At 64.9% G+C, this 25270-nt stretch carries 22 protein-coding genes; 14 read left to right on the top strand and 8 right to left on the bottom strand.

Features of this window, described 5'->3' with window-relative positions; translation table 11 throughout:
• Window positions 1-82: 82 nt before the first annotated feature.
• From DOD19_RS24700 to sctC, 10 genes are all read left to right on the top strand, one after another.
• Complete coding sequence (locus tag DOD19_RS24700) at window positions 83-568, top strand: HrpB1 family type III secretion system apparatus protein (protein WP_024978153.1); 486 nt, start codon at window positions 83-85, stop codon at window positions 566-568.
• 20 nt (window positions 569-588) lie between these two features.
• On the top strand, window positions 589-975 hold the full coding sequence (locus tag DOD19_RS24695) for a type III secretion protein HrpB2 (protein WP_024978154.1): 387 nt from the start codon (window positions 589-591) through the stop codon (window positions 973-975).
• A gap of 26 nt (window positions 976-1001) precedes the next feature.
• Complete coding sequence (gene sctJ / locus DOD19_RS24690; RefSeq protein WP_112188750.1) at window positions 1002-1784, top strand: type III secretion inner membrane ring lipoprotein SctJ; 783 nt, start codon at window positions 1002-1004, stop codon at window positions 1782-1784.
• The gene (locus tag DOD19_RS24685) at window positions 1781-2419 is read left to right on the top strand and encodes a type III secretion protein HrpB4 (RefSeq protein WP_112188748.1); all 639 of its coding nucleotides are present in this window, start codon (window positions 1781-1783) and stop codon (window positions 2417-2419) included. The genes sctJ and DOD19_RS24685 overlap by 4 nt, the downstream gene beginning before the upstream one ends.
• Complete coding sequence (sctL, locus tag DOD19_RS24680) at window positions 2404-3147, top strand: type III secretion system stator protein SctL (RefSeq protein WP_112188746.1); 744 nt, start codon at window positions 2404-2406, stop codon at window positions 3145-3147. The genes DOD19_RS24685 and sctL overlap by 16 nt, the downstream gene beginning before the upstream one ends.
• Window positions 3144-4463: a type III secretion system ATPase SctN gene (gene sctN, locus DOD19_RS24675; protein WP_045205528.1), complete on the top strand. Its 1320-nt coding sequence runs from the start codon at window positions 3144-3146 to the stop codon at window positions 4461-4463. Before sctL ends, sctN begins: the two co-directional genes overlap by 4 nt.
• Window positions 4460-4957, top strand: coding sequence for a type III secretion protein HrpB7 (locus DOD19_RS24670; protein WP_112188744.1), 498 nt, complete (start codon window positions 4460-4462; stop codon window positions 4955-4957). The genes sctN and DOD19_RS24670 overlap by 4 nt, the downstream gene beginning before the upstream one ends.
• A gap of 34 nt (window positions 4958-4991) precedes the next feature.
• A complete protein-coding gene (sctT, locus tag DOD19_RS24665) occupies window positions 4992-5840 on the top strand; it encodes a type III secretion system export apparatus subunit SctT (RefSeq protein ID WP_024978160.1) in 849 nt (282 codons plus the stop codon).
• A 130-nt stretch (window positions 5841-5970) separates the two neighbouring features.
• Window positions 5971-7407 (top strand): helix-turn-helix transcriptional regulator, encoded by a 1437-nt coding sequence (locus tag DOD19_RS24660; RefSeq protein ID WP_112188742.1) that lies wholly within the window; start codon window positions 5971-5973, stop codon window positions 7405-7407.
• 69 nt (window positions 7408-7476) lie between these two features.
• On the top strand, window positions 7477-9261 hold the full coding sequence (gene sctC / locus DOD19_RS24655; protein ID WP_239498096.1) for a type III secretion system outer membrane ring subunit SctC: 1785 nt from the start codon (window positions 7477-7479) through the stop codon (window positions 9259-9261).
• Between the two features lie 73 nt (window positions 9262-9334).
• On the opposite strand, the gene DOD19_RS24650 is transcribed toward sctC, so the two are convergent.
• From DOD19_RS24650 to DOD19_RS24630, 4 genes are all read right to left on the bottom strand, one after another.
• Window positions 9335-11422, bottom strand: coding sequence for a leucine-rich repeat domain-containing protein (locus DOD19_RS24650; RefSeq protein ID WP_162634470.1), 2088 nt, complete (start codon window positions 11420-11422; stop codon window positions 9335-9337).
• Between the two features lie 109 nt (window positions 11423-11531).
• On the bottom strand, window positions 11532-12728 hold the full coding sequence (locus tag DOD19_RS24645) for a hypothetical protein (protein ID WP_112188736.1): 1197 nt from the start codon (window positions 12726-12728) through the stop codon (window positions 11532-11534).
• A 69-nt stretch (window positions 12729-12797) separates the two neighbouring features.
• Window positions 12798-14075, bottom strand: a complete 1278-nt coding sequence (locus DOD19_RS27600) for a hypothetical protein (RefSeq protein WP_162634468.1) — start codon at window positions 14073-14075, stop codon at window positions 12798-12800.
• A gap of 414 nt (window positions 14076-14489) precedes the next feature.
• Window positions 14490-16799, bottom strand: a complete 2310-nt coding sequence (locus tag DOD19_RS24630; protein ID WP_112188732.1) for a TonB-dependent receptor — start codon at window positions 16797-16799, stop codon at window positions 14490-14492.
• 319 nt (window positions 16800-17118) lie between these two features.
• Here DOD19_RS24630 and DOD19_RS24625 point away from each other — a divergent pair, with 319 nt between their 5' ends.
• The gene (locus DOD19_RS24625; RefSeq protein WP_239498095.1) at window positions 17119-18369 is read left to right on the top strand and encodes a type III effector protein; all 1251 of its coding nucleotides are present in this window, start codon (window positions 17119-17121) and stop codon (window positions 18367-18369) included.
• Between the two features lie 190 nt (window positions 18370-18559).
• Here the strand turns inward: DOD19_RS24625 and DOD19_RS24620 are convergent, their stop codons facing one another.
• The 4 genes from DOD19_RS24620 to DOD19_RS24605 form a co-directional block, all read right to left on the bottom strand.
• Window positions 18560-19864, bottom strand: a complete 1305-nt coding sequence (locus tag DOD19_RS24620; RefSeq protein WP_024978169.1) for an MFS family transporter — start codon at window positions 19862-19864, stop codon at window positions 18560-18562.
• A 191-nt stretch (window positions 19865-20055) separates the two neighbouring features.
• Window positions 20056-21282, bottom strand: a complete 1227-nt coding sequence (locus DOD19_RS24615; RefSeq protein WP_112188728.1) for an MFS transporter — start codon at window positions 21280-21282, stop codon at window positions 20056-20058.
• Between the two features lie 100 nt (window positions 21283-21382).
• Window positions 21383-22219 carry a GntR family transcriptional regulator gene (locus DOD19_RS24610; RefSeq protein ID WP_024978171.1) on the bottom strand — a complete coding sequence of 279 codons (837 nt, stop codon included), beginning with the start codon at window positions 22217-22219 and terminating at the stop codon, window positions 21383-21385.
• Window positions 22220-22389: 170 nt separating this feature from the next.
• Window positions 22390-22932 (bottom strand): helix-turn-helix domain-containing protein, encoded by a 543-nt coding sequence (locus tag DOD19_RS24605; RefSeq protein WP_024978172.1) that lies wholly within the window; start codon window positions 22930-22932, stop codon window positions 22390-22392.
• A 134-nt stretch (window positions 22933-23066) separates the two neighbouring features.
• Here DOD19_RS24605 and DOD19_RS24600 point away from each other — a divergent pair, with 134 nt between their 5' ends.
• The 3 genes from DOD19_RS24600 to DOD19_RS24590 all read left to right on the top strand — a co-directional run bounded on the left by DOD19_RS24600 (window position 23067) and on the right by DOD19_RS24590 (window position 25253).
• Window positions 23067-23645: a GNAT family N-acetyltransferase gene (locus tag DOD19_RS24600; protein ID WP_024978173.1), complete on the top strand. Its 579-nt coding sequence runs from the start codon at window positions 23067-23069 to the stop codon at window positions 23643-23645.
• A 244-nt stretch (window positions 23646-23889) separates the two neighbouring features.
• Window positions 23890-24324, top strand: a complete 435-nt coding sequence (locus tag DOD19_RS24595) for a VOC family protein (protein ID WP_112188726.1) — start codon at window positions 23890-23892, stop codon at window positions 24322-24324.
• 50 nt (window positions 24325-24374) lie between these two features.
• On the top strand, window positions 24375-25253 hold the full coding sequence (locus DOD19_RS24590; protein WP_024978175.1) for a LysR family transcriptional regulator: 879 nt from the start codon (window positions 24375-24377) through the stop codon (window positions 25251-25253).
• The last annotated feature ends 17 nt before the right edge of the window (window positions 25254-25270 follow it).

The raw sequence follows: 25270 nt of genomic DNA, 5'->3' as shown, positions 1-25270 counted from the left end.
GCGGGCGTCTATGGTTCCACCCGAGGTCGGCCGGTCCACCAATGCCGGCATCGACATGACCCGACACGGAGAACCCTGCGATATGGAACCGATTCAATGTAGCAACCGCCTGCTGGGCGGGCTGCTCGAAGTCCTGATGTACGCAACGCGCAGCGGGCAGTTCGACAACGCGCAAGCGCTGCTGACTGCACTGCGCACGCTGCGCCCGAATTTTCGCGAACTCGACCTGGTGGAAGGCTGGCTGCTGGTAGGCCGGCATCAATACGCCGACGCCGCACGCATCCTGCGTGAACTGCACAACGGCGAGCGTGCCGAGAGCGTGGTGCCGTTTGCCTCGGCCATGATGGCCCTGTGCCTGAACGCCCTGGGCGATCAGGAATGGCACGTGTATGCCAACGAGGTGCTCGCGCGCGACGAAGACCCCGATTCCGTCGCGCTGGTGCGCACGCTGATCGGTGTGCAGGAAGAAATGGATGCCGGCACGTTCGGCACCCCCACCGCGGCGCCCGCCGCAGAAAGCGTGGATTTGAGCGCGTACCACAGCGCGCATTACTTCACCCGCGCCTAACCATCCGCCCGGAGCCCATCATGATCCAAGGTCCGACCGCCATTCCGCCGGTGACTGCCGGCACGCCGGGTACCGGCATCGCACCGGCTGAAGCCGCCACGCCAGCGCCCGAGCTTGTCGCTCGTTTCGAATCCATGCTGCAGAACGCCAAGCACGGTCAGCACCACAGCAAGGCGCCTTCGGCCGTTGGCGAACTGGTCAAGAAGGAAGATGCCGCCGTGCAGGCGTCGATGGCGCGTGTGGAGGCCATGACCGAGGCCGAACGCGGCATGTCGGTGCAGGAAGTGGTGGCCGAAGGCGTGCGCGTGCAAATGGAGTGCGCAGCCACCATGACGAAGATCCATCTGGGCAGCACCATTGCGCATTCCGGCAAGAACGCCGTGCAGACCTTGATGCGGAACCAATGATGCGGACCGCGCTTCCCTCCTGCCGCATGCGGCGCGGCGCGCTGGCACTGCTGTTTGTGCTGACCACGCTGCTGGCGGGCTGCAACAAGCAGCTCTTTGCGCAGCTGAGCGAGGCTGACGCCAACGACATGCTGACCGTGCTGCTGCAGGCCGGCATCGACGCGCAGAAGAATTCGCCAGACGACGGCAAGACCTGGACAGTGATGGTCGACCAGGATGCCTTTGCCCGCGCGATGGAAGTCCTGCACAGCCACGGCCTGCCGCATGAAAAGTACGCGAGCCTGGGCGACATCTTCAAGAAAGACGGGCTCATCTCTACACCCACGGAAGAGCGGGTGCGTTTCATCTACGGCGTATCGCAGCAGCTTTCGCAAACGCTCTCGCGCATTGATGGCGTGGCCGTGGCCAATGTGCAGATCGTGCTGCCCAACAACGATCCGCTGGCCACCGTGGTCAAGCCATCCAGCGCATCGGTGTTCATCAAATACCGCCCGAGCGCCAACGTGTCTTCGCTGGTCCCCAGCATCAAGAACCTGGTCGTGCATAGCGTGGAGGGGCTCACCTACGAGAACGTCAGCGTCACGCTGGTGCCCGGCAGCGTAGATGCGCCCACCGCCGATGCCGCGAGCCGCACGCCTGCCGGCGTGTCGTGGGCCACGCTCGCGGCCGTGGTGGGTGCGCTGGGCGTGATCGTATTGCTGTGGCGCGCCGCAACCCGGCTGTCCGCTGTACGGACCCGGCTTGACGCAGCGCGCGCGCGCCTGGAAGACAAGTTGCCGGCACGCTGGAAGAAGCGCGCGACAGCATGAACCACACCAGCGCCGCCCCCGATCCGGCCGCCGCCATGATCCTGCGCATGTTGCACGCGTATCAAGAACGGCTGCATGGGCTTGCGCACGTGCGCGATGCATCGGGGCTGGCCGCACAGGCAACCGATGTGCCGGCGGGCGCAGCCAAAGACTGGCGGCAGGTGTGTATCGCGCTTGGTGTGGGCCAGGTGGGCTTGCCGACATTGCTTTCGCATGCGCATCGTCTGGCGGTGCTGGATAAGGACGACCTCCAGCGCGTGCTGGCCGCCCGCATGCTGATCGGCAGGCGCGCCGCGCTAGCGCGATGCATTGACGGCGCTTATCTCGCCGGCGTTGCCGGTCTGTTGGGGGAGGCAGCCCTCACGGCATTGACGCAACGGGAACACTGGGCGCCAGATCCCGGTGGGCCGTTGCCCGCACTCGACTTGGCGCAGCTTGCCGAGGCCGGCCTGCATGCCCTGATTGCCGACGGTACGGTGTCGGATCCGTCGCTCGCGCAACTGATGTGCCTGACGATCGGCATGCAGGCTGCCGTGCCGCCGTGCGCAGGTACGCCAACCGCTGAAACGCAAGCCGAATCCTTCATGGCTGCGTTGCCTGTTCTCTTTCCGGAGTTGTCATGGTTATTTGGTTGAGGCGCGATGCTCCGCTGGGCATTGGCTCGGACGTGATCCGTGCCGAAGATTACCGGCACGTGGTGGAGCTGGATGCCGCATGGCAGGCCGTGGAAGAAGCGCGCGAGGCTGCATTGGCGCAGGCTCACGCCCAGGCTGAAGCCATCGTGGCGCAAGCCCAGGCCAATGCAGATGAGTTGCTCAGGCAAGCCGAGCAGCGCGCGCAGCGCAGCGCCAAGCTTGGCTATGCCGCTGGTCATCGACGTGCGTTGGAGGACTTTCACGCGTCCATGGCCGCGCGCGCGTACGACGATGACGAAGCCACGCGCCGCGAGGAAGACCGCCTGATCGCCACGGTCATGCAGGCGGTCGAGCACGTGGTGCTGGAATCCGATCGCCAGGCGTTGTTCGCGCGCGTGGCCGCCACGCTCGGCCGCGTGCTGCAAAGTCAGGCGCGCCTGACGGTGCGCGTGTGCGCAGACGAGATCGAACCGGCCCGTGCCGCCTTCGCCAAGGCCGTGCAGACGGGCTCGCTCAATGCCGCCTTCGAGGTGCTGGCAGACGACCGCGCAGAGCCCGGACATTGCCAATGCGAATGGGACCACGGCGTGGCAGACGCGAGCCTGCGCGTGCAATTGGCGGCGCTGCGTCAGGCGCTTTCAGCGCGCAGGCGCAAGCCTCTTGAACATGCCGATCCGCACGAAGACTTTGCAGATGACGACGGTGGCTTTGACGAGGATGCGGCATGACCAAGGCCGCGCTGATCGACGCCATGGACGAGGCGATCCGTAGCGTGGCGCCCGTCCAGCGGCTGGGCAAGGTCGTGGAAGTGACGGGCACCCTGCTGCGTGTGGGCGGCGTGGACGTCAAGCTTGGCGAGCTGTGCACCTTGACCACACCGGATGGAACGGAGCTTCAGCAAGGCGAGGTGGTCGGCTTTAGCGAGCACTTTGCATTGCTGGCGCCATTTGGCGGCGTGGTGGGCTTATCGCGCTCGACCCGCGTGGTGCCGAGCGGGCGCACGCTTTCGGTCGGGATCGGGCCCGGCTTGCTCGGCCGCGTGCTCGATGGCCTGGGCAGGCCCGCCGATGGCGGACCGCCGCTGGATGTGTATGACTACGTGCCGGTGTTCGCGCAGGCGCCTGACCCGATGTCGCGCCGCTTGGTGGAGCAGCCGCTGGCCACTGGTGTGCGCGTGATCGACGGATTGGCCACCTTGGCGGAAGGGCAGCGCATGGGCATCTTCGCGCCGGCCGGTGTGGGTAAGAGCACGCTGCTCGGCATGCTGGCGCGCGGCACCGAATGCGACGTCAACGTGATCGTGCTGATTGGCGAGCGCGGCCGCGAGGTGCGCGAATTCATCGAGCAGATCCTGGGCGAGGAAGGCATGCGCCGCTCCGTGCTGGTGTGTGCAACGTCCGATCGATCGTCCGTGGAGCGCGCCAAGGCCGCGCACGTCGGCACCGCCATCGCCGAGTATTTCCGTGACCAGGGCCTGCGTGTGCTGCTGATGATGGACTCGCTCACGCGCTTTGCTCGCGCGCAGCGCGAGATCGGCCTTGCCGCGGGCGAGCCGCCCACGCGGCGCGGTTTTCCACCGTCGGTGTTTGCTGAGCTGCCGCGCCTGCTCGAGCGGGCAGGCATGAGCGCCACGGGCTCCATCACCGCGCTGTACACCGTGCTGGCCGAAGACGAATCCGGCAACGACCCCGTGGCCGAAGAAGTACGGGGCATTCTGGATGGCCACCTGATCCTGTCGCGCGACATTGCCGCGCGCAATCGCTATCCGGCCATCGACATCCTGAACAGCCTGAGCCGTGTGATGACGCAAGTCGCGCCGGCCGACCACTGCGCCGCTGCCGGCCGCATGCGTCAACTGCTTGCCAAGTACAACGAGGTCGAGACCCTGCTGCAGATGGGCGAGTACAAGGAAGGCAGCGATGCCGTGGCCGACACCGCCGTGCAATGGAACGGCTGGATGGAAGACTTCCTGCGCCAGCGCACCGACGAGTGGTGCAGCCCGGATGAGACGTATCGGCTGCTGAGCGAGGTGGGCCAGACATGAAGCGCAAGCGCTCCGCGGTATGGCACACGCTGATCGAAGCCAAAACGCGCCAGCGCCGTCGTGTCGAAGCGGAGATCGCCGTCGCACAGCAAGCCGTGGCGGATGCACAGGCTGCTGCGCAAGACACTGAAGACGCGTGCGAGCGCGCGCACGGGCGGCTGCGCGGCCATATCGGCCGCATGGATGAGCTGATTGCCGCCCCCGTGCTGCTGGCTGATGCGTATCTGCGCTACGACGCGTTTCGCGGCGAGCTGGACGATGCGGTTGTGCAGGCCGAACACGACGTGGCGGCCGCGCACGCCGCCGTAGCCGAACGCGAAGCCGAACTCAAGGCGCGCCGCCAGGCCTTGGCGCGGCTCGATGCCATGCTCGATCAATGCCGCAAGACTGCAGAGCGGATCGACCAGCAGGAAGCCACCGAGCGCGAGCTTGCCACCGAGGAAGAAGCCGTCGAGGCCATCCTGGCGCGTCCGCGCCCACGCGCAGCGGCTTGATGGCGAAACATCCCGACGACATTCACGCATTCATATGGAAGCTATCGATACTGTTCTGCACGCCTGGTTTGATCTTGATGAAAGCGCGGAGGTCATCCTTGCGCTGCTCGCGCTGTCGTGCGTGCGCATCATGACTATCTTCGCGATCCTGCCGGCCACGAGCGACCAGTCCGTGCCCGGCACCGCGCGTAATGGTGTGGTCTACACGCTCGCCATCATCGTGGCGGCGGCGCAGCCACCCGCCGTGGCGGAACACCTGAGCGCGGCCCGGTGGTTCCTGCTGGCGGGCAAGGAGATTTTTCTGGGTGCGTGCCTTGGCTACGCGGCGTCCACGGTGTTCTGGGTGGCGCAGACGGCGGGCACCATCGTCGACAACATGGCGGGCTTCAACAACGTGCAGATGAGCAACCCGTTGCAGGGTGACCAGAACACGCCCATCGGCAACACGCTGCTGAATCTGGCCGTGACGCTGTTCTATGCAGCGGGTGGCATGCTGTTCCTGCTGGGCGTGGTGTTCGAGTCGTTCCACTGGTGGCCGCTGGGCGCCACGCTGCCTGACATGAGTGCAGTGGCCGAGAGTTTTCTGCTGCAGCAAACCGATTCCATCTTCTCCACCGCCGTCAAGCTGGCCGCGCCGGTGATGATGACGCTGTTCCTCATCGACGCCGGCATCGGGCTGCTCTCGCGCGCGGCAGACAAGCTCGAGCCCGCGTCGCTCGGCCAGCCCATCAAGGGTGCGGTGGCCATCCTCATGGTCACGGCGCTGGTGGTGGCCATGTCCACCCAGGTGCGGGACACGCTTACATATAGCCAGTTGCTGCAGCGGGTCAAGAACGGACTGGTGGGCGATGGCACGTCGTCAAAACCGAAAAATATGCGGTGAGGATTGTTCAGCGCCTGACGAAGCTTTGTTGAGATTGTCGGTGCAGCGATTTCTTAGGATGTCCTTAGGAAATCCAACACCAAGCGGCCAGCCCTTCGCCAGCCGCAATCTCTGACACGGGAGCGTCGACATGCTGGGAAACATCTACTTTGCCTTGGCCTCCGGATTAGCAGCGCGTGAGCGTCTGCCGGACTATGCGAAGGCCGTCTTCGCGGAGGATTTCGACCGCGCGTATCAACTGGTCGATGATCATGCCGGCCTGCACGGCAAGGAGGCGGGCGACTACGCCGGCGTGCTCGCCATGGCCGATGCATCGATGCTGTTGGAGTGCGATGAAGACGCCGAAGAAGCGTTCCGCACCGCGCAGCGTCTGATTCGCCATTCGGATGATCAACTGCGCGTGGTCTCGTGCCGCAACATGGGCTGGCAATCGCTGCTGCGCGATCGTTATTCGGCTGCTGCGGGCTGCTTCTCCCGCATGGCCGAAGACGATGGCGCGACATGGCTGCAGCGCGTCGAAGGCATGATGGGCCTGGCCCTCGTGCACCACCAGCTTGGTCAGCAGGACGCAGCAGACGAGGCGCTGCAATCGGCCCGCGCCATTGCAACGGAGCGCAATGATGCCGGCTGGGTCACTACGCTGGATCTCGTTGTGTACGAGTTTGCGGTGCAGGCTGGCATCCGATGCTCCAACCGCTTGCTGGAACACGCGTTCTGGCAGTCGGCCGAAGTGGGTGCCGCGATGCTGCACCACCATGGCGGCCGCGACGGATGGGCCCCAAACGGTAAGCACGATGCGAGTGTGCCCGCGATGATCCATCGCCGCGCCGAATATCTGAGCCTGCTGCGCCGCATGGCAGATGGCGATCGCGCTGCAATCGACCCGCTCATGGCGATCATCGGGCAGTCCCGCCGCATGGGCAGCCGTCTGTTGATGCAGACGAAAGTGGAGGTAGTGCTGGCAGCGCTCAGCGGCGAGCAGCACGACGTGGCCGGCAAGGTGTATGACCAGATCTGCAATCGCGATACGTCTTTCGGCGCGCGCCGCTGGAATTTCGACTACCTCTACTGCCGCGCCAAGATGGCCGCGCAGCGTGGCGATGCTGCTGGTGCGCTCAAGTACTACACCGCCTATATGCAGGACGCCCTGCGCTGCCTGCGCACCGAATCGCCCGGCGTGCGCCGCGTCAGCCAGACCACGCCCGCTGCGTCACGTGCGTCGGATGATGTGAGCGCGCGGCTGTCTGCCAAGTATCGCCGCGCCTATCACTACATCCTCGACAACATCGAACGCAGCGACCTGACCACGCGTGAGGTGGCCGCACACATCAACGTGACGGAGCGTGCGCTGCAACTTGCGTTCAAGAGCGCAGTGGGTATGTCGCCCAGCTCGGTCATCCGGCGCCTGCGTCTGGAGGGCATCCGCTCCGACCTGCTGGACGAGGGGCGCGGGCCGTCGAACATCATCGATACGGCATCGCGCTGGGGCATCCGCAGCCGCTCGGCGCTGGTCAAGGGGTATCGCAAGCAGTTCAACGAAGCGCCCTCGGAAACCATCTGGCGTTAAGTCGCGGGCGCTGTATCGCATGGCCGCGCGCTGGCGCGGTCTGTCTTCTTCATTCTCACGAGTGCAACCATGCATCTGACTCGAATTGCGGGCCGGAAGGGTCGCGTGCTGGCCGCGTGCCGGTGCTTGATGGCTGCGGCCATCGCGGTGCTGTCGCTGGCCGGAAGTGCCGCTGCGGCGGTGATCCCGTGGCAGTCGCAAAAATTTGAATACGTGGCCGACCGCAAAGACGTGAAAGATGTCTTGCGAGACCTCGGCGCCAGCCAGCACGTCATGACGTGGATATCGCCGCAGGTCGAGGGCAGCGTGACGGGCAACTTCAATGAAACGCCGCAGCGGTTTCTCGATCGCATGGCCGCCACGTTCGGCTTTGCCTGGTACTACGACGGCGCCGTGTTGCGTGTGACGGGCGCCAACGAAGCGCAGAGCGCCACCATCGCGCTGCAGCGCGCGTCTACCGCGCAGGTCAAGCGTGCGCTGACGCGCCTGGGGGTGACCGACCCGCGCTTTCCCGTGCTGTACGACGACGAAACGGGCAGCGTGGTCGTATCCGGGCCGCCGCGCCTGGTCGAGCTCGTGCAGGACATCGCACGCCTGATCGATCGTGGCCGCGAGGATGCCAACCGCACCGTCGTGCGCACCTTCCCGCTGCGCTATGCCTGGGCCACGGATCACACCATGCTGGTGGACGGCCAGTCCATCACCATTCGCGGTGTCGCATCCATCCTGAACAGCATGTACGGCAACAACGCGTCCAGCACGGAGAACACGCCGCTGCGCAGCGGTGACCGCCGTGTCGACAGCGTCGCCCCCGGAGAGTCCAACGCAGGCCGCGCCGGCACGCGCGCGCTGTCGGGCCTTAACGGCAACGATCGCAATGGTGGCAAAGCGCCGCTGCCGCCAGGCGGTATCGGCCAATATGCCGGCGGCGGTTCGGTGGCACCGCTGCCCAGCGGCGAAGGCCGCAACCGCGCGGATGCTTTTCAGGAAGACGGCGGCAGCGCCCCGATCATCCATGCAGACCCGCGCAGCAATTCGGTGCTCGTACGAGACCGCGCAGACCGCATGGCGGCCCATCAATCGTTGATTGAATCGCTGGACACGCGCCCGGCTGTGCTGGAGATCAGCGCCAGCATCATCGAGATCAGCGAGAGCGCATTGGAAGACCTCGGCGTTGACTGGCGTCTGCACAACAGCCACGTCGACATGCAAACCGGTTATGGCACCAACACGCAATTGTCCAATCCGGGCTCGCTCGATGCGGTATCCACAACGGCCAATGCCGCTGCTGCCATTGCCGCCACGCCGACGGGTGGTGTGTTGACCGCTGTGATCGGTGGGGCATCGCGTTACCTGATGGCGCGTATCAGCGCGCTGCAGCAGACCAATCAGGCGCACATTACCGCGAGCCCCAAGGTGGCCACGCTCGACAACACCGAGGCCATCATGGACAGCAAGCAGAATTTCTATGTGCCGGTGGCGGGGTATCAGTCGGCGGATCTGTACAGCATTTCGGCGGGTGTGTCGCTGCGCGTGTTGCCGATGGTGGTCACCGATGGCGGCACCTCGCGCATTCGCATGAACATCCATATTGAGGATGGCCAGATCACCAATCAGATGGTGGGTAACCTGCCGGTGGTCAACAAGAGCGAGATCAACACACAGGCGCTCATCAACGAAGGCGAGAGCCTGCTGATTGCCGGTTACTCGGTAGACCAGCAGACCAAGGGCGTAGATGCTGTGCCCGGGCTTTCGAAGATCCCGTTGCTGGGGGCGCTGTTCCGGCATGACCAGACGACGGGCCAGCGATTCCAGCGGTTATTTCTGCTGACACCGCGCGTGGTGGCGCTGTAGTGCTTTTGCCGATGTCGTCACGACAAAGCCTCCCTAAGGGAGGCTTTGTCATTCGTGCCCGCCAGCCGCGCGGTCAGGGGCGGTTTGACGGCCCCGCGGTGCCTTCCTGCACAAGCGTATTCCAGTGGTGCTGGGCGATGGGAAGCAATGCCAGCGCAAGACCTTCGCGGCGTTCGTCTGCGGTGCCGTGCTGATCCTGCCGTGCCAAACGGTGGAGAGCCTGCGCATTCGGGTCGTGCGCAATCCGCGTCGCCAATTGCGGCAGAAGACGCCTGAGCGTACTCGTTCCTTTGGCGCCTTCGGCCACTTTGCTGAGGTCCAATACGAATTGGCGGCCAGCTTCTGATGCCAGCAGCGGTTTCAGTTCGGTCTGCAACGGCTGTGCAAGCGCTGTGAGTGTGGCTTGCGCCTGCGTGGCGGTCCACAACTGCTGAACAATCGGCACCAGCTGTGCAGCGACTTGGTGCGAAGGGTGGGTCGACGGATAGCGCCGTGCCTGCTCGCGCAACTCCTGGATCTGCGCGTGGCTGGCAATCTTCTGCGCGAATGCCGGAAGCATGTGTTGCAGCCGGCTGGACCCGCGCACGCCGAACGCGCCTTCGCCAATGGCGATCACCAGCTGGCGCCCCGCGCTGGAGGCCACCAGATCGGCAAGTTCATGCTGCAGGGCGCGCGGCAGCGCACGCGCGGCGGTAGCCAAACGTGCGGACACCTCGCGATCGGGCTCCACGTTGAACGCGTTGGCCAATGCCTGCCGCATGGCGGTAGACGATTCGGCCTGCACGGCCGTCGGATTGCGCAGGGCCTGATTCCTTACTTCGGGTAGCCGGTCATGGGCATTCTTCAGTCGAAACGCGACCGAGACCAACTGGCCGTCATTCATGCCGCTTGCCGAACCGAAGACGGCATTTTCCATCTCTTCGTTCTTGCGCTCGATGTCGGCGTGCAGCAGTTGAAGGCGAGGCGCGTTTTTCATCGCCCATTCTTCACGCACCTTGCCGATTTCGGTGCGCAGATGTTCCGGAAAGTGCACCTTGCGTCCGGGCATCGGGGTGATGAGCGATTTTGGCAGGCCTTGCATCGTGAGCCCCGTGCAGCCACGCAGATCGATGGTCTTGAGTTGGCGCAGGTTTCCGACGGACGCCGGCACGGCGCGTAGTTGCGGACAGTGCGAGAGGTCGAGCGTTTTCAGATGACGCAGCTGCCCAATGGAATCGGGTACCGAAGTCAGGCCCACGTTGTCGTGCAGGTTCAGTTCGGTGAGCTTCGACAGATTGCCGATGCTGCCCGGCACCTCGCGCAGGTAGGTGTGTGCCAGAGACAGCGTTTTCAGCTTGCGTGCATTGCCAATGTCGCGCGGCAACTGGGTGAGCGGTGAATGCTGGATGGCAAGGTGCTCCAGGTTCGCCAAACCGTGCATGGCCGGCAACTCGCGCACGCCACTTCCCACGATCTCAAGATGTTTCAGGCTCGACAATTGCCCCAGCGTATCGGGCATTGCGTGCAAGCGTTGGTTGTCGTGCAGCTTGAGCGTCTCCAGCATGCCAAGGTTGCCCAGATCATGCGGCAACTCGCGCAGATCGCAGTCCGACAGGTGAAGGGCCTTCAGGTGCGCGATGTCGGAAACGAGATCCGGCAGATGGAGCACGGGCGTTGTCTTCAGTTCAATCTTGTCTGCGGGGTCACGACGCCCGCGCGCTACGTCTTCGATGTGCGTCAGTGCAACGTCGAGCTGTCGTGCCGCATTGAAGTGAGCAGGCGGATTTGCCGGGCGGTAGTCCGCTATCCGGGCACGCATCTGCGCGTGCCATGCTTCCAGGGCCTGGCGGACACCGGAACCGGCGATGCGCGCATTCACGGCGGCCTCACCATGCAGCGGGATTTCGGGTGCCGGGGCACGTGCATGGAGCGGGCTGTTTGGCGCCGTGCGCGATGCGCCAGTTGGTGTGCCGGCACTGATGTTGGGGCGTGCAGCGGGAGGCCCGCCGGCATTGGCAGACGAGCGGCGCAGCCCGAACAATCCGGCAATACCGCCGCGCCGGGGCTGCCGTGCCGGCTCTTGCCGCGGGGGCGTGGCGTAGGCAGGGACGTTGCTGCGCGCTGGAGTGGAATCTGCGGCCGGAGCCTGCGAAGTGCGGCGGAATGGATTGATCGAAGGCATTGAAATTCGAGTCGGGGAGGCGCGACAGTGGCGTCGCACCGATGGTGGAAAACAACGACCCCACGCCAACATCGCGTGGGGCCGAGGTGAAACAAACGCACGCGGTGGCTTATGCGGCCTTCTTATGCGTCGACGTGCTGACGTTGGCGCTAGCGCTCACTTGGCTCGAGCCGGAGGACTGCGGCGCCGATACGGGGGCCTTGGAGGTGACGTCGTCGCCATCGTCATCATCGTCGTCGTTGCCGTTCGACTTGATGGCGTTCAGCATGCGTTGATGCGCGGACTGCTGTTGCAGAAGTTGCAGCTCCAGAAGCGCATCCTGCCCGGTGGGGTCGGCGCCGTTGGGTTGAGCCTTGTTGCTGCCGTTGCCGTTGCCGTTGCCGTTGCTGGAGTCGACTTCGGCCTCGTGCTTCTTCTTGCCCTTGCGGCTGGCGCCTTCGTGGTCGTCCGCGACGGCTTGATGTTGCGTGCCGGTGTGGTGGGCTTCAGGTTGCATGGCGTGACGGGTCTTGCGCGAGGCATGGAAGTCTCCCGCCACGCCAGCGCCCGCGGCAGCAGCGCCGAGCAGCATGCCGCCGGTGCCATTGCCGTTGTCGCTCACCTTGTCGAACAGTTTCTGTGCCTGTACGCCGGCCTCGGCCTTGGTGCCTTCCTTGGCAGCAAGCTTGACCGCATCCTTCAGGCCGCTGCGGCCGCCGGTCAGAGCGCCTTCCACCACAGAGTCGACCACCGTACCGCCCAGGTGCGTCTTCTGCAGTGTTGCCACGGCAGCGCTGGCGGCGAGGCCCTCGGGTGTCAGGTCCGAGGCCAACTGTGCGGCGTTGCCAGCGGCTGAGCCGATATCGCCCAGCGCTTCACCAAAGTGACCATGCGCAGCCGCTTTTGCGGCGGCAATGCTGCTGTCCGCGAAACCGTTGACGCTGTCACCGATGCCCTTGACCGTGCGGTCGGCGATGTCGTTGACGAAACCGCGGGCCTTGTCGACCTTGCTCAGGGCCTTGTCCAGCCCCTTGCTCAGATGGGCGTTTTCCAGCGATTTTTCAGCCACGTCGAAGGCCGCGGTATTCAGATCCCGCAAGCCCTTGAAGGTGGCTTCGCCAACGCCCACGGCGTCGTGCAGCGCTTTTTGAATGCGCAGATGAACCAGATCGTTGGTCATGGCTGCCGTTTGCTTGGCAACGGCTTCCACGTCGTGGACGAGGTTCTTGCCTACGCTCTCGGCGGCGTGGGCGATGCCCTTGCCGACCTTGGCGATGTCATCGCCCAAGTGCTGAAAGGCGTGCTTGATTTTGCTGAAGATACTCATGGTGAGTCTCCTTGCTTGGGATAGCAAAAATGACGGCCGTTGCCGGCCGTCGGATTGACGAGCCTGGCCTTAGGCGCCTTGCACGTGGTTTTGCTGCTGTTGCGCGCCGCCGGCTTTTTGGGCTTGCAGTTGCTCCAGCACCTTGATCATGTCTTTGAGCAGTGTCTCGAGCCGGGCCATGGGGCTGTTGGTGCCATTGCTGCTGCCGTCTGCGCCGTTTGCGCCATCCGTCGTGGAGGTGTTCGGCGTGCCGGATGCACCGGACGCGCCGTTTGCCCCGCCGGCTGCCGTGCCGCCCGCTGCGCCACCTGCACCGTTTGCACCACCGGCCGCACCAGCGTTGCCTGCGCCACCCGCGCCAGCGCCGCCGCCTTGCGTCTGATCGCCGCCAAGCGCCTGTTGCTGTTGTTGCGCCAGCATCTTCAGCAGATCGTCCAACACCTTCAGCAGTTGTTCGATCATGGAGTCGTTGCTCTTCTGGCTGCTGGCCTCGGCACCGTTGGCGTTGTCCGCGCCCGTTGCGCCATCGGCTGCGCTGGAGCCGTCGGCACCGTTTGCACCGCCGGCATCGCCCGTGTTGTCAGCGCCGTTGGCGCCACCGGCATCGCCTGTGCTGTTGGAACCGTCGGCACCGCCAGCGTCGCCAGCACCGGCGCCGCCATCGGCACCACCTGCCGCGCCCGCGCCGGCGCCGCCATCAGCACCACCTGCCGCGCCTGCGCCGGCACCACCACCAGCACCACCTGCCGCGCCCGCGCCAGCACCACCATCGGCACCACCGAACGCGTTCGTCATCATCTGCTGCTGCATCAGTTGCAACGCGTCGTCGAGCATCTGGAGCATGTCGTCCATATTGAGGCCCTTGCCGCCGTTGGCACCACCTGCGCCATCGACGCCCTTGGCGCCTTCGCCCGTGTCGAGCTTGTGCTGCATCTGCTCGCTGAGCTTCATGAACTTCAGCAGGTCTTCCAGCAGTTTCATGAGCGCTTGCATCGGGTCCTGGCTACCGGAGTCGCCCCCGTTGTCATCGCCAACTTGCTGGCCCTTGCTGGCACCCTGCGCGCCTTGCGAACCCTGGGCGCCTTGCGCACCTTGGCTTGCCGACGGGCCATGCGCAGCACCCGCGCCCGGGGCGCCACCGCCGGCTGGGCCACCCGAGCCACCGCCGGCACCTGCATTGGCGCCGCCTTGTGCGGTGGCGTTGCGCAGCATGGCTTCAAGCACCTTCAGGATGTCTTGCACGAGATGCTGCAGCGGGCTTTCGGCCTGGTTCTGTTTGCCGGGCTGATCCAGTTGGAGCTGGGTCGAGATATTCAGTGAAGCGTTGTCTTGGACCTTCATATTCATGTGTCACCTCAGTGGGCAGGCGTGATGCATGGCACCGCCCAGGCCGCTGACTGGACGCATGCCGATACAGAGAGGAGAGAAACGCCGCACGACCGACGTCTGCAGAGAAACGGCGGCACGGCAATCGCTTCCGATTCCGGTTCGGGTCGCGGGGCCGGCATGGCCCTGCGCGTTCTGCCCGTGCCGGGCCGCGCAGCCCTGGGCAGCCGCGTGCCGGCACGCCGATCGCAAAGCGAAATGGCATGTCGGGCGACTTTGGTGGAACGTTAGGGAATGTCGGCCATCAGGCGATGCAGCAAGGCCGAAGCGCTGATCACCGAGACGAAATCGCAGGCCAGAGGGAGGTGAGAGAAGGCAAAACTCACGCGCGCGCCGCCGTGTTAGGGCATGCGGCGGACCAATCGACAGTGGGTTTCAGAAGTTGTGCGTGACGCGCAGCGCCAGCGTGCGGCCAGGCAGGATCGGGATGTAGCTGCTGCTGAGCGTGTTGCCGTACGTGCGCACGTTGAACAGGTTGCGGGCAAAGACGTCGATGCGCCAGTCCTTTTGGTGCCAGAAGAGACTACTGTCGACGCGCACGGCGCCGGGCACCCGGAAAGAGACATCCCCATGGGCATCGGCCCGGCCTTGCGCGCTGATGCCAAGCCCCACGCCGGCGCCTGCGATCACGCCGCTTTGGATGGTGTACGTCGTCCAGAGTGAGGCGTTTCGGGCTGGCACGCCTGGTACGTAGCCGCCCGGTAGCCTTGCCGACATACGAGAGGCCGACAACCACAGCGACGCCTCCCAGCCGCGCGCCACCGTGCCCTGCATCGACAGTTCCACGCCCTGGTTGGTTTGTTCGGCCAGTTGCGTGTAGTAGCCCGGGTGCGACACGTCGGCCAGGCTCACGTTCTTTGCGTCGATCCGGTAGAGGGCTGCCTGTGCCGTCAGCGTGTGGTGGGCGTTTTCCCACCGCAGGCCGGTTTCGACCTGGCGGCTGCGCTCGGGTTGCGTGCCGGTGCCGTCATAGAAGTAGCCGGTGTTGATCTGGAAGCCACGCATGTAGTCGGCAAACCACGCCGTGCTGGGGGTGAGCTTGTAGAGCACGCCCACGGCGGGCGTCCAGGCAACCCCTCGCAATTGCGTATGGGGCAGCAGGGCGACGTAGTTGTTCGCGCGGATGGACCCCGACACTTCCCACCTGTCGCCAATGGAGACGTGGTCGCGCAGCCGGAAGATCGATTGCCGCAACGTTTGCGACAACCGGTTGCCCGGAATGAACGTTGCCGCCGGCAGCGGTACAGGCGCAAAAGGGTCTTGCGTGACTTGTGCGACCGACCCCGGTTTGATCAGGTTCTGCCGCTCCTGAATCTCTTCCCAGCCGAGGGTGAACGTGTGGCGCACGGCGTGGTGCGACAGGGTGCCCGTCAGCTCGTTCGACATGGCCCAGAGGTGGCTCTCTGTGTGACGCAGCCCGCAGATCGTGTTGTTGGGCATGACGTTATACGACGAGGCCGATCCGAGGTCCCACTGGGCCGATTCCTCTCTCACGGATTCATAGCTCGCCCGCGAATGGATGGCCCAGTCATCGGTCAAGTTGCGCGAGGCCGTGTAGTAGACCCGCGTGCCGCTGCCTTCCACACGGTCGTCTACGTTGCCGAAGGGAAGCTGCACGGGCACGCGAGCAGGTGCGCCGCCCAGCGCAAAGGTGGCGAGCGGCACGGGCTGCCGGCTGGTGAGCGATTCGATGCCGGCGGTAACGCTCGTTGCGCTGTCGTTCCAGCCCAGCGCGGCGTGGCCGTAGCTGACGCGGTGGCCCGCGTATCCGGCATCGCTGTCGGCCGTCGTGTCATTGAGCCCGACGATGCGGTAAGACAACCCGTTGGCCCCGATAGCGCCGGCCAGGTCGGCTACCACCTTACGTTCGGTGTGCGAGCCGATCTCCATGGCGATGCTGCGCTGCGCGACGGCGGTTGGCGCCTTCAGGCTGGCATTGATGGCGCCGCCAGCCATGGTGACGCTCGCCACGTCTGCGTTCGGCCCTTTGATGACGTCGATCTCTTCCAGTGCGTCCACGGGCCGCAGCGAGGCGAGCTTGTCAGGCAGGCCATCCACCGAAATTGTGTTGGTCAGGTAGCCGCGGATGGCGTAGAGGGGCGGTGCTGTCGGGTCAGCCAATACCGATGCCACGCCGGCCTGCGCCAGTGCCGCATTCAATGAGGTCGGTTGTTGGCTGGCCAACAGACCACGCGTGATCGTATTGACGGCGTGCGGCATGCTCGTCATCGGCATTTCCACGCGGGTGATGGCACTGCTGGAGAGCACTGCGAACCCTGTATCGCCTGCGCCATGGACTTCCGATGGCGGTAGCGAGCCGATGTCGCGCGGTTGCGAGTCGGGGGTGCCAGCGTTGCCGGCCGCCACGACGGTGAGCGTGCCGTCAGGCAGCACGGAGAGCGCGAGCCCGCTGTTTTGCAGTGCCAGCCGGGCGGCATCTGCTGCCGTCATCGTGCCGTCGATGGGGCCGGCCATGCGGTCCTTCACAAGGCTGGATGCGAACGACACCGGTTGGCCGCTCAACCGTGTGATTTCCATCAGGACATGCTCGAGCGTTGATCGCTCGATACGCAATCGCTGGGGTTCGTCAGCCGCCAAGGCATGCGCCTGCTGCGCCATCGACAGTCCGATCAGCACGGCGGCCAGGCCAGGGAGGCGGAGCAAGGTAAAAGGCAAGGGCGTCATGAGGGACAGCGCTGTCACTGTGCGGCGAAGGTCTGGAAAGGACGGAGAACGAAACGCGTCCGCGCAACCTGCGCGTGAATTTCCAGGGCGTTCTGCGGTATCGCAGAAGGGGGGGCGGACCTGACGGCTAAGCGCGCTCCCGAAAGCAGACGTTCACCGGCGACACGATGTGCCTGGCGCTCAGAGCGGCACGATGGATGCACATGCTGTCGAGCAGGCCGTCGCTGCTACGGTCAAGGCAGTACCGCGATGTGTCCGGAAAGAAGCCTCGGTTGAGCGCGGATGCGCCCCACGGCTTGCGCGCTGTCTCAGTACACCCATGCCGAACTGGCGTGCGCATTTCGCCAGCGCGATCGACGGGATCCGCTTCTTGTTCATACCCCACCCGTATTTTTATTGTCGTGAAACGGACGCGAATTACGCAGGAACCGTGCCACGTTTCCCCTCCGAAGTGGGGGGTGGATTCCTGCCGAGACGCTTGACGCCAGTTCCTCGGCGCAGCTCAACGCGGCGACAGATCGGGCGACCTTTTTCCTTTGCGAAAGGAATTCGATTGGCGAGACCCGTTTCGCCTCGCAACGGTTCGTTTCGCGCCGTGGCGCCGCCATGCGGCGGCCAGCCGCTATGGTTGTCGCCGTCCGTGACTCGTTCTTCCGCCGTGGTGCTTATGCTGTCATCAACGTTTTGCTCTGCCGATGCGCTGACCGATCGTATTCGCTCGTCACTCCGACAGGCAGCCCAGACGAGCGGACTTGCCGCGCGGCACGAGCGCTTCTACGACGCCGCGCAGGCGCTGCGCTCCGAAATTCTGGAATTGGTGTCCGAAGAACCGGACGACCTCGCCGTGCTGACGTGCGCTCAGGCCTTTCGAGAGGAGACGCAGGCATTCAAGCAGACGTACGCCATTGCGCGACTCGCGTATTCGCCCGAGGTCGACTGCCGCTATCCGTTTCGCGATGAAATGGAGCAGCCCGTTCTCATCACCACGCTGGAACCGACCGGGCGATCCAGAGACCGCTTCGAGCGTTACCCGGCAGACGCCGTATGGCCGTATCTGCAGGCCGATGTGGTGCCCAGTCTGCGTGGCGCGCTTTACCAACGCACGCTTGTGTGCCGGCGGATGCAGCGCGCTGACCTACGCGACGCGCGCGAGGAGGCACTCATTGGCGAGCGTGGTGTATTTGCCGCCCGGGACATTGCCGTGGGCGAATGCCTTGGCGTCTACGGTGGCCGGCTCCTGACGCCTGCCACTTATTACACCTGCCTCGACGATTCCTTCGTGCTGAGCACCAGCGCTGGCGGCATCGATTCGTGGGTCGACGGTGAAAACATCCTGGCGATGGCCAACACCATCTTTGCTTACGAACGCGGCAAGGCGGATCGGCAGGCGGAGTCCGGCTACAACATGGAGGCTGTGGTGTTTGAAGCGACTTCGCGTTGCGGACGACGCTTTTCCATCCGCGCCTTCTTTGCGACAGAACGCGTGCCCGCCGGTGCCGAGTTGCGCTGGAATTATCGCTATCCGCCGGAGCTGATTCGCCAGCGGTTTGGTGCGCACGCTGCCGTCTAAGGGTAGGACGCAGCGTCCCATCGCAGCATCTGCGGCGTCGGTATTCCCTAATACGCTTGCCGACTTCCTGTCCAGGGGCTGCGTGCCGAATCAGCCAGGCGACGGGCAAGACCGCTTATTGAAATGGACATGAAAAAGGGCGCTCTACCGAATCAGAGCGCCCCAGCGTGCATCGATCAGCGACGAGCCATCACGGCTCGTGGCGCAGATACCCTTCCTTGCTCGGGTCTGGCATGAAGTACGTCACGACGAAAGACACCGCGCACAGCGCCGTCACGTACCAGTAGAACGTCGATTCGGTGCCGGCCTGCTTGAACCACAGCGCCACGTATTCCGCAGAGCCACCGAACACCGCGTTGGCAATCGCATACGACAGGCCCACACCCATTGCGCGCACTTCCGGCGGGAACATCTCGGCCTTGATCAGCCCGCTGATCGACGTATAGAAGCTGACGATGGCCAGCGCCAGCGTGATGAGGCCGAAGGCCGCCAGCGGGCTCGACACCGTGGCCAGTGCCTTCATGAGCGGCACCGTCCCCAGCACCGAAAGGGCCCCGAACAGCAGCATCGAATTGCGTCGACCGATGCGGTCGGACAGCGCGCCAAACACCGGCTGCAGCACCATGTAGACGAACAGTGCACCCGTCATCACGTTGGAGGCGGTCTTGGTGTCCATGTGCGCCGTGTTGACGAGGTACTTCTGCATGTACGTCGTGAACGTGTAGAAGATCAGCGAGCCGCCGGCGGTAAAGCCGAGCACGCGCAGGAACGCACCTTTGTGCTGCCAGGCGCCGCGGATCGTGCCCGCGTGCTCGGCCTTGCGTGCCGAGGTGGTCTGCGTTTCGTGCAGCGATTTACGCAGGTACAGGGCGATCAGCGCCGTCAGCGCGCCAACCACAAATGGAATCCGCCAGCCCCAGGCTTTCAGCTCGGCCGTCGTCAGCAGTTGCTGCAGGATCACCAGCACGAGCACCGCGCACAACTGACCGCCGATCAGCGTCACATACTGGAACGAGGCAAAGAAGCCGCGCCGACCCTTCAGCGCCACCTCGCTCATGTAGGTCGCGCTGGTGCCGTATTCTCCGCCCACCGACAGGCCCTGGAACAGCCGCGCCACGAGCAGCAGGAACGGGGCCAGCGCACCGATCTGCGCGTACGTTGGCAGTACCGCGATCAGCAGCGAGCCGCCGCACATCATCAGCACCGAGATCATCATCGCCGTGCGCCGGCCGCGCTTGTCGGCAATGCGGCCGAACAGCCAGCCGCCAATCGGACGCATCAGGAAGCCAGCCGCAAACACGCCCGCCGTGTTCAGCAGTTGCGTCGTGCGGTCGCCGCTGGGGAAGAACGCCGGCGCAAAGTACAGCGAGCTGAACGCGTAGACGTAAAAGTCGAACCATTCGACGAGGTTGCCCGACGACGCACCGACGATGGCAAAGATGCGGCGGCGTGTGTCGTGCGGGTCAACCGCATGCGGGGTTGCAGTGCTATCCATGAGGGCGTCTCGGTGTGGTTGTTCTGTGGGCAGCCTAAGCTGACCCTCAGAATTGTAGCGACATGTCGCGGATTGTCGCGCCCCGGAATTGCCCCGATGGATGAGATGGTGTGTTGCGGGAGGTGTGGAACGGGGGTGCTGAGGTTACGCAGAAACGGGTACGCTCAATGCGCGTACCCGGCCGATTCGGCTTACCGCGCCCCCTGCCGCGCGTTGAACACCACGCGCAACCCGAGCGCCACCAACGCAGCCGCCGTGCAGAACGCCATCAGTCCGGTCCAGCGCGCGCTTGTCCACGCCAGGCTCGCGCCATACGCGCCCACCGACATGCCGATGAACAGCGCCGTCATGAATACCGCGTTGATGCGGCTGCGCGCTTCGGGTGCCAACGCATAGATGATGGTCTGGTGCGACACCAGCGCTGCCTGCACGCCCACGTCAAAGACGAGCGTGCCGATCACGATGGCGATGAGCGATTGCGGGAACAGCGACATTGCGGCAAACGTCACTGCCATGAGCAACGCGCCGCCCGCCGCGATGTGGCCCGGCGCAACGCGGCCTGACAATCGCCCCGCAATGCTCGCACCCAGCGCGCCCGCTGCGCCGGCCAGGCCCAGCAGACCCGCTTGCCCCGTCGACAGGCCGAGCGAACCCGTCAGATGCAGTGTCACGGTCGACCAGAAGCCCGAGAACGCAATGCCGATGAACGCCTGCGTGATGGCCGATGCGCGCAGCCGCGGGTGCTGGGCGAACAGCGTGCCGAGAGAGCGCAGAAGCGTGAGGTACGGCTGCCGCATGGTGGCGGAGGGCGGCGCCACACCAAAGTGGGCGGCGCGCACGGCAATCGCCAGCCCGACAATCGCCACCGCCGACACGCCAAATGCCGCGCGCCAGCCGAAGTGGTCCGCCACGATGCCACTGAACACGCGCGAGCTGACGATACCGATCAGCAACCCCGTCATCACCGTGCCGATGTTGCGGTTGCGGTTGTGGTCAGTGCTGATGGCCGCAGCGCTGGGCACGAAGTCCTGCGCGATGGTGGCCGACAGCCCCACTGCAAAGCCCGCCGCAGCCAGCACTGGCAGGTTGGGCGCAAGGCAACTGGCGATGAGCGCCAGCGTGAGCAGCACCGCCTTCCACAGGATGACGATGCGACGGTCGTACCGGTCGCCCAGCGGGCCGAAGAAAAAGATGCCGCTGGCATAGCCCGCCGCCGTGAGCGTCGGCAACACGCCCAACGCGTGCGGCGCGATGGCAAGGTCGCGGCCAATGAGGCCGAGCAACGGGTGGTTCAGGTAAATGCATGCCACGCTGATGCCCGCACCGGCCGTGAGCAGGCGGATCAACCCTTGGGTGTCAGGTGCGGCTGGAGCGGTGGCGGCGGTGGCGGGCGTTGGGGACGCAGGCGAGGTCGACATGGAAACCTCATGGAGGAAATTGCTGCATCGCAGCGAAGCGGCGATGCTAACAACTTTCCTCTGGGCTTGCTGGCGGCCAATAACCTTGCTGGGGGTGGTGTCAGGCGCGCTGTCCGGCGGGGTTGGGCGCTGAGGCAGGGGCCTCTTCCACGTCTTCGCTGTGGCCGCCCTGCACGTCGTGGCCGGCGTTGTCGATCCACAGGCGAGCGCGGTCTTCGCCCACGCGCGACAGCTCCATGCGGTATTCGTAGCGGTCTGGTCGGTAGAGGCCCTGCAGCAGTTGCACGGGCCGCCCGCTCATCTCGCGCACGATGCGCTGAACGGACAGCAGCGGCGCACCCACTGTCACATCCAGATATTGCGCCGTCGCCACATCGGCCAAACGGGCAGACACCACCTGCGACGCACGATCGATCCGCACGCCCGAGCCCTCGATCAGCCGCAGCAGCGACTGGTTTGCCAGGCGGTCCAGCGTGAGCTTGCTTGTTACGTCTAGCGGCAGCCACGTGGTGATCAGCGCCATGGGCGTGTCTTCCAAGTGGCGCACGCGCACGAGTTTCTTGATCGGCGTGCCGGGTGCGATTTCCAGGCATTTGGCCTCGTCGGGCGGGGCCAGCACGTCTTCAAATTCGACGACGACGGCGGAGGTGCGCTCGCCCACGTCGATGATGTTCTGCAGCAGCGTCTGGGCGCCGCCGCCCATCGTCAGCGGGTCATCGGGTTTGACGACAAACGTGCCCATGCCGCGATGGCGGCGCACCAGACCTTCCTTGACGAGGTAGTCGAACACGCGCCGCATCGTGACGCGCGAGGCTCCGAACTGGCGGGCCAGCTCGATTTCGCCCGGCATCGGGCCGTCACTGAACCGGCCCTCAAGAATCTGTTGGCGCAGGACGACGTAAATCTGGTGGTAGAGCGGTACCACGGCATCAGGCATGGCGGTCGTGGTTCCGGACGTGAGCAGCGAGGTCGAGGGCGAAATCAGGAGGGGCGGCCATCAAGCGATGGGGCAAGGCGCGGGATGCGTTGGAAAGCCGGGCCGAACGCGGCCATTTGCCCATTCATCCGCGACGATAGGGCGTTTTTCCGGGCCTGTAAAGTTGTGTGTTACCCGTTGTCTGACGGCGTATCCGCGGCCTTGGCAGCAGGATTTCCCACCTGCCCATAACGGGGATTGCGCTCACGCATCGAGTTCTTGGGTGCAACGGGCTCGCCCAGCGCATTGACCAGCGCCACGTGGATCGGCGTGCCGCTTTCGCGGTCGCGCAACAGCATGGGGCCCTCACCGTCGGGCGTGAGGTAGCGGTCGCCCCATTGCATCAGCGCGACGATGGCGGGCAGCAGGTCGACGCCCGCCCGCGTGAGCCGGTAGGCATCGCGCACGCGGTCGCCCGGTTCCTGATACGGCACGCGACGCAGGATGCCGTACGTCACCAGCGCCTTGAGCCGCGACGACAGGATCGCCGACGAGCACCCCGTGCGGCGCAAAAACTCATCAAACCGGGTCACGCCCGAGAACGCTTCGCGCAGCACGAGCAACGTCCATTTCTCGCCGACGATCGACACGGCGGCCGCGATGGAGCAGGGCTCTTCCATCGACGTCACAAGCTCCGACGCCGCTGGGACGGGGAAGGGTTCCGGAATTCTCATGGCAAAAGCATAGTCAATTCTGACTTTACTTGCAAAAGTCAGGGTTTCTGCTAATCTAGCTTCAAATTAGAAAGTCAGGCGGTGATCCCGTGCTGGCGGTCAATAACAACGATCCATCGCGTGAGGAGATCCCCATGCTTTACACCATCCACCGTTACCCCGCCGAATGGATCGACCGCTGGACCATGCACGACGGCTCCATCGCCACCGTGCGCCCGATTCTGCCGCAAGACGCGCCCCTTGAGGCCGCTCTGGTCGAAGGGCTGTCGTCCGAGTCGCGTTATGCGCGGTTCCTGGTGGGCGGGGGCCGGCTGACCGACGAGATGCTTGCCGCCTATACGCAAATCGATTACGTGAACCACATGGCGCTGGTCGTGAGCGTGGCGCGCCCCGACGGCACCGGCGAAGACCTGATCGCCGATGGCCGCTTCGTCGTGGAAGACGGTGTGGCCGAATTTGCAATGCTTGTGGCCGATGCGTGGCAGGGCAAGGGCGTCGGGCGGCGTTTGTTCGCCACGCTGGTCCGTGCGGCCCGGGTGTCCGGCGCGCGGGAGGTCTTCGGTGAGGTGCTGTCCATCAACCGCCGCATGATCAGCCTGGCGCGTGATGCGGGTTTCCGCGTTGCCAATGTGCCGGGCGATGCCACCGTCTGCACTGTGCGCCTGCCGCTGGCCGATGTTGAAGCGGTCATGACGCCGTTCGTTTTCGCCTGAATCGTCCGAGTTTTGCGTGTCTGCACCCCATGCAGGCGCGCCTACCGTGTGTCTCTTTCGCCGCCGTTGAGCGGCGTTTTTTTTGGTCAATCAATCGATATTGATGGTGCTCAGTGCGAAAAATCATCGCTTTTGTGGATGAATGGATACGCATAGACTCATCCGCGTGGCCTGGTGCGTGGGTGCCCCCCACCTGCGTGCCGGTGCCGCCTTGTTCAATCACTGCCGCCTTTGCCCCCACACCATGAGCGACGTCACACCCGTGCTTGCCCCGTTTCACCTGGCTTTTCCTGTACACGACATTGCCGCGGCGCGCGCCTTCTATGGCGACATCCTCAGTTGCCCGGAGGGGCGCAGTTCGCCGGACTGGGTGGATTTCAATTTCTACGGCCATCAGATCGTCGCCCATCTGGCGCCGGACGAAATCGGCCATCGCAAGACCAGCGCCGTCGACGGCGACAACGTGCCCGTGCGCCATTTCGGCGTAGTGCTGTCGATGCCCGAATGGGAAGCTGCCGCCGACAAGCTGCGTGCCGCCGGCATCGAGTTCATCATCGAGCCGCACATCCGCTTCAAAGGTGAAGTGGGCGAGCAGGCCACGATGTTCTTTCTCGATCCGTCGGGCAACGCGATGGAGATCAAGGCGTTTGCCAACATGGCGTCGCTGTTTGCCAAGTGAGCCGGCGCGGCGCGCGTATCCTTGCGCTTCTCCATTGACGCGCGCGCTCCATGCTTCGAGAACTCAAGACCTTCATCGCCGTTGCCCGGCACGGCACCTTTGCGGGCGCGGGCGATCGCATCGGCCTGACGCAGTCGGCGGTGAGCGCGCAGATCCAACGTCTGGAGGCCTCGCTCGGCTTCCCGCTCTTCGATCGCACGGGCCGCTCGGCAACGCTCAACGCCGCGGGGCGCGATGCGCTGGCGCTGGCCGAGCACATCGTCACGCTGTACGACCGTCTCGGTGACCAGGCCGGCGGCAACGAGCAGCGCGGCCTTGTGCGTATCGGGGCGATTGCTTCGGTGCAGACGTCGTTCCTGGTGGATGCGCTGGTGCAATTTCGCAGCGAATTCCCGCATTGCCGCGCACGCATCCTGCCGGGTGTCTCACTTGACCTGCTCGGCCTCGTAGATGCCGGCGAGATCGACCTGGCCGTGCTGATCCGCCCTCCGTTTGCGGTACCGGCCGATCTGGAATGGCGCACGCTGGTGGCCGAGCCGTTCGTGCTGCTGGTGCCCGCCAGCATGCCCGGCGACGACTGGCGCGCGCTGCTCACGCGTGAACCGTTCATCCGCTACGACCGCCGCTCGTTCGGCGGCCGTCGCGTCGATCAGTTCCTGCGCGACCAGCGCATCACCACGCGCGACGTGATCGAACTCGACGAGCTGCAAGGCATGACCCAGCTCGTCGCGCGCGGGCAGGGCGTCGCACTTGCCCCGCAGACCGCCGCGCAAGCCACCTGGCCGTCCGGCACACGTGCCATCAGCCTGGGCGACGACACGTTCTACCGCGAGATCGGTTTAATCGAACGCCCCCGCCACAGCCGCCAGCCCATTGCGGGGCGGCTTGCCGATTGCATTGGCGAAGCCGCGCGAGCCGATCGCACCTGAAGCCGCATGACCAGAGC

Source organism: Ralstonia sp. GX3-BWBA (assembly GCF_003290055.1).
Classification (GTDB): Bacteria; Pseudomonadota; Gammaproteobacteria; order Burkholderiales; family Burkholderiaceae; genus Ralstonia; species Ralstonia holmesii.
The sequence above is the reverse complement of the archived record's forward strand: the minus strand, read 5'-3'. Positions and strand labels throughout refer to the sequence as shown.

Coding starts and splice junctions, on each gene's coding strand:
- DOD19_RS24700 (WP_024978153.1), top strand. CDS start 83: ATGGAACCGATTCAATGTAGCAACCGCCTGCTGGGCGGGCTGCTCGAA.
- DOD19_RS24695 (WP_024978154.1), top strand. CDS start 589: ATGATCCAAGGTCCGACCGCCATTCCGCCGGTGACTGCCGGCACGCCG.
- sctJ (WP_112188750.1), top strand. CDS start 1,002: ATGCGGCGCGGCGCGCTGGCACTGCTGTTTGTGCTGACCACGCTGCTG.
- DOD19_RS24685 (WP_112188748.1), top strand. CDS start 1,781: ATGAACCACACCAGCGCCGCCCCCGATCCGGCCGCCGCCATGATCCTG.
- sctL (WP_112188746.1), top strand. CDS start 2,404: ATGGTTATTTGGTTGAGGCGCGATGCTCCGCTGGGCATTGGCTCGGAC.
- sctN (WP_045205528.1), top strand. CDS start 3,144: ATGACCAAGGCCGCGCTGATCGACGCCATGGACGAGGCGATCCGTAGC.
- DOD19_RS24670 (WP_112188744.1), top strand. CDS start 4,460: ATGAAGCGCAAGCGCTCCGCGGTATGGCACACGCTGATCGAAGCCAAA.
- sctT (WP_024978160.1), top strand. CDS start 4,992: ATGGAAGCTATCGATACTGTTCTGCACGCCTGGTTTGATCTTGATGAA.
- DOD19_RS24660 (WP_112188742.1), top strand. CDS start 5,971: ATGCTGGGAAACATCTACTTTGCCTTGGCCTCCGGATTAGCAGCGCGT.
- sctC (WP_239498096.1), top strand. CDS start 7,477: ATGCATCTGACTCGAATTGCGGGCCGGAAGGGTCGCGTGCTGGCCGCG.
- DOD19_RS24650 (WP_162634470.1), bottom strand. CDS start 11,422: ATGCCTTCGATCAATCCATTCCGCCGCACTTCGCAGGCTCCGGCCGCA.
- DOD19_RS24645 (WP_112188736.1), bottom strand. CDS start 12,728: ATGAGTATCTTCAGCAAAATCAAGCACGCCTTTCAGCACTTGGGCGAT.
- DOD19_RS27600 (WP_162634468.1), bottom strand. CDS start 14,075: ATGAATATGAAGGTCCAAGACAACGCTTCACTGAATATCTCGACCCAG.
- DOD19_RS24630 (WP_112188732.1), bottom strand. CDS start 16,799: ATGACGCCCTTGCCTTTTACCTTGCTCCGCCTCCCTGGCCTGGCCGCC.
- DOD19_RS24625 (WP_239498095.1), top strand. CDS start 17,119: ATGCCGAACTGGCGTGCGCATTTCGCCAGCGCGATCGACGGGATCCGC.
- DOD19_RS24620 (WP_024978169.1), bottom strand. CDS start 19,864: ATGGATAGCACTGCAACCCCGCATGCGGTTGACCCGCACGACACACGC.
- DOD19_RS24615 (WP_112188728.1), bottom strand. CDS start 21,282: ATGTCGACCTCGCCTGCGTCCCCAACGCCCGCCACCGCCGCCACCGCT.
- DOD19_RS24610 (WP_024978171.1), bottom strand. CDS start 22,219: ATGCCTGATGCCGTGGTACCGCTCTACCACCAGATTTACGTCGTCCTG.
- DOD19_RS24605 (WP_024978172.1), bottom strand. CDS start 22,932: ATGAGAATTCCGGAACCCTTCCCCGTCCCAGCGGCGTCGGAGCTTGTG.
- DOD19_RS24600 (WP_024978173.1), top strand. CDS start 23,067: ATGCTTTACACCATCCACCGTTACCCCGCCGAATGGATCGACCGCTGG.
- DOD19_RS24595 (WP_112188726.1), top strand. CDS start 23,890: ATGAGCGACGTCACACCCGTGCTTGCCCCGTTTCACCTGGCTTTTCCT.
- DOD19_RS24590 (WP_024978175.1), top strand. CDS start 24,375: ATGCTTCGAGAACTCAAGACCTTCATCGCCGTTGCCCGGCACGGCACC.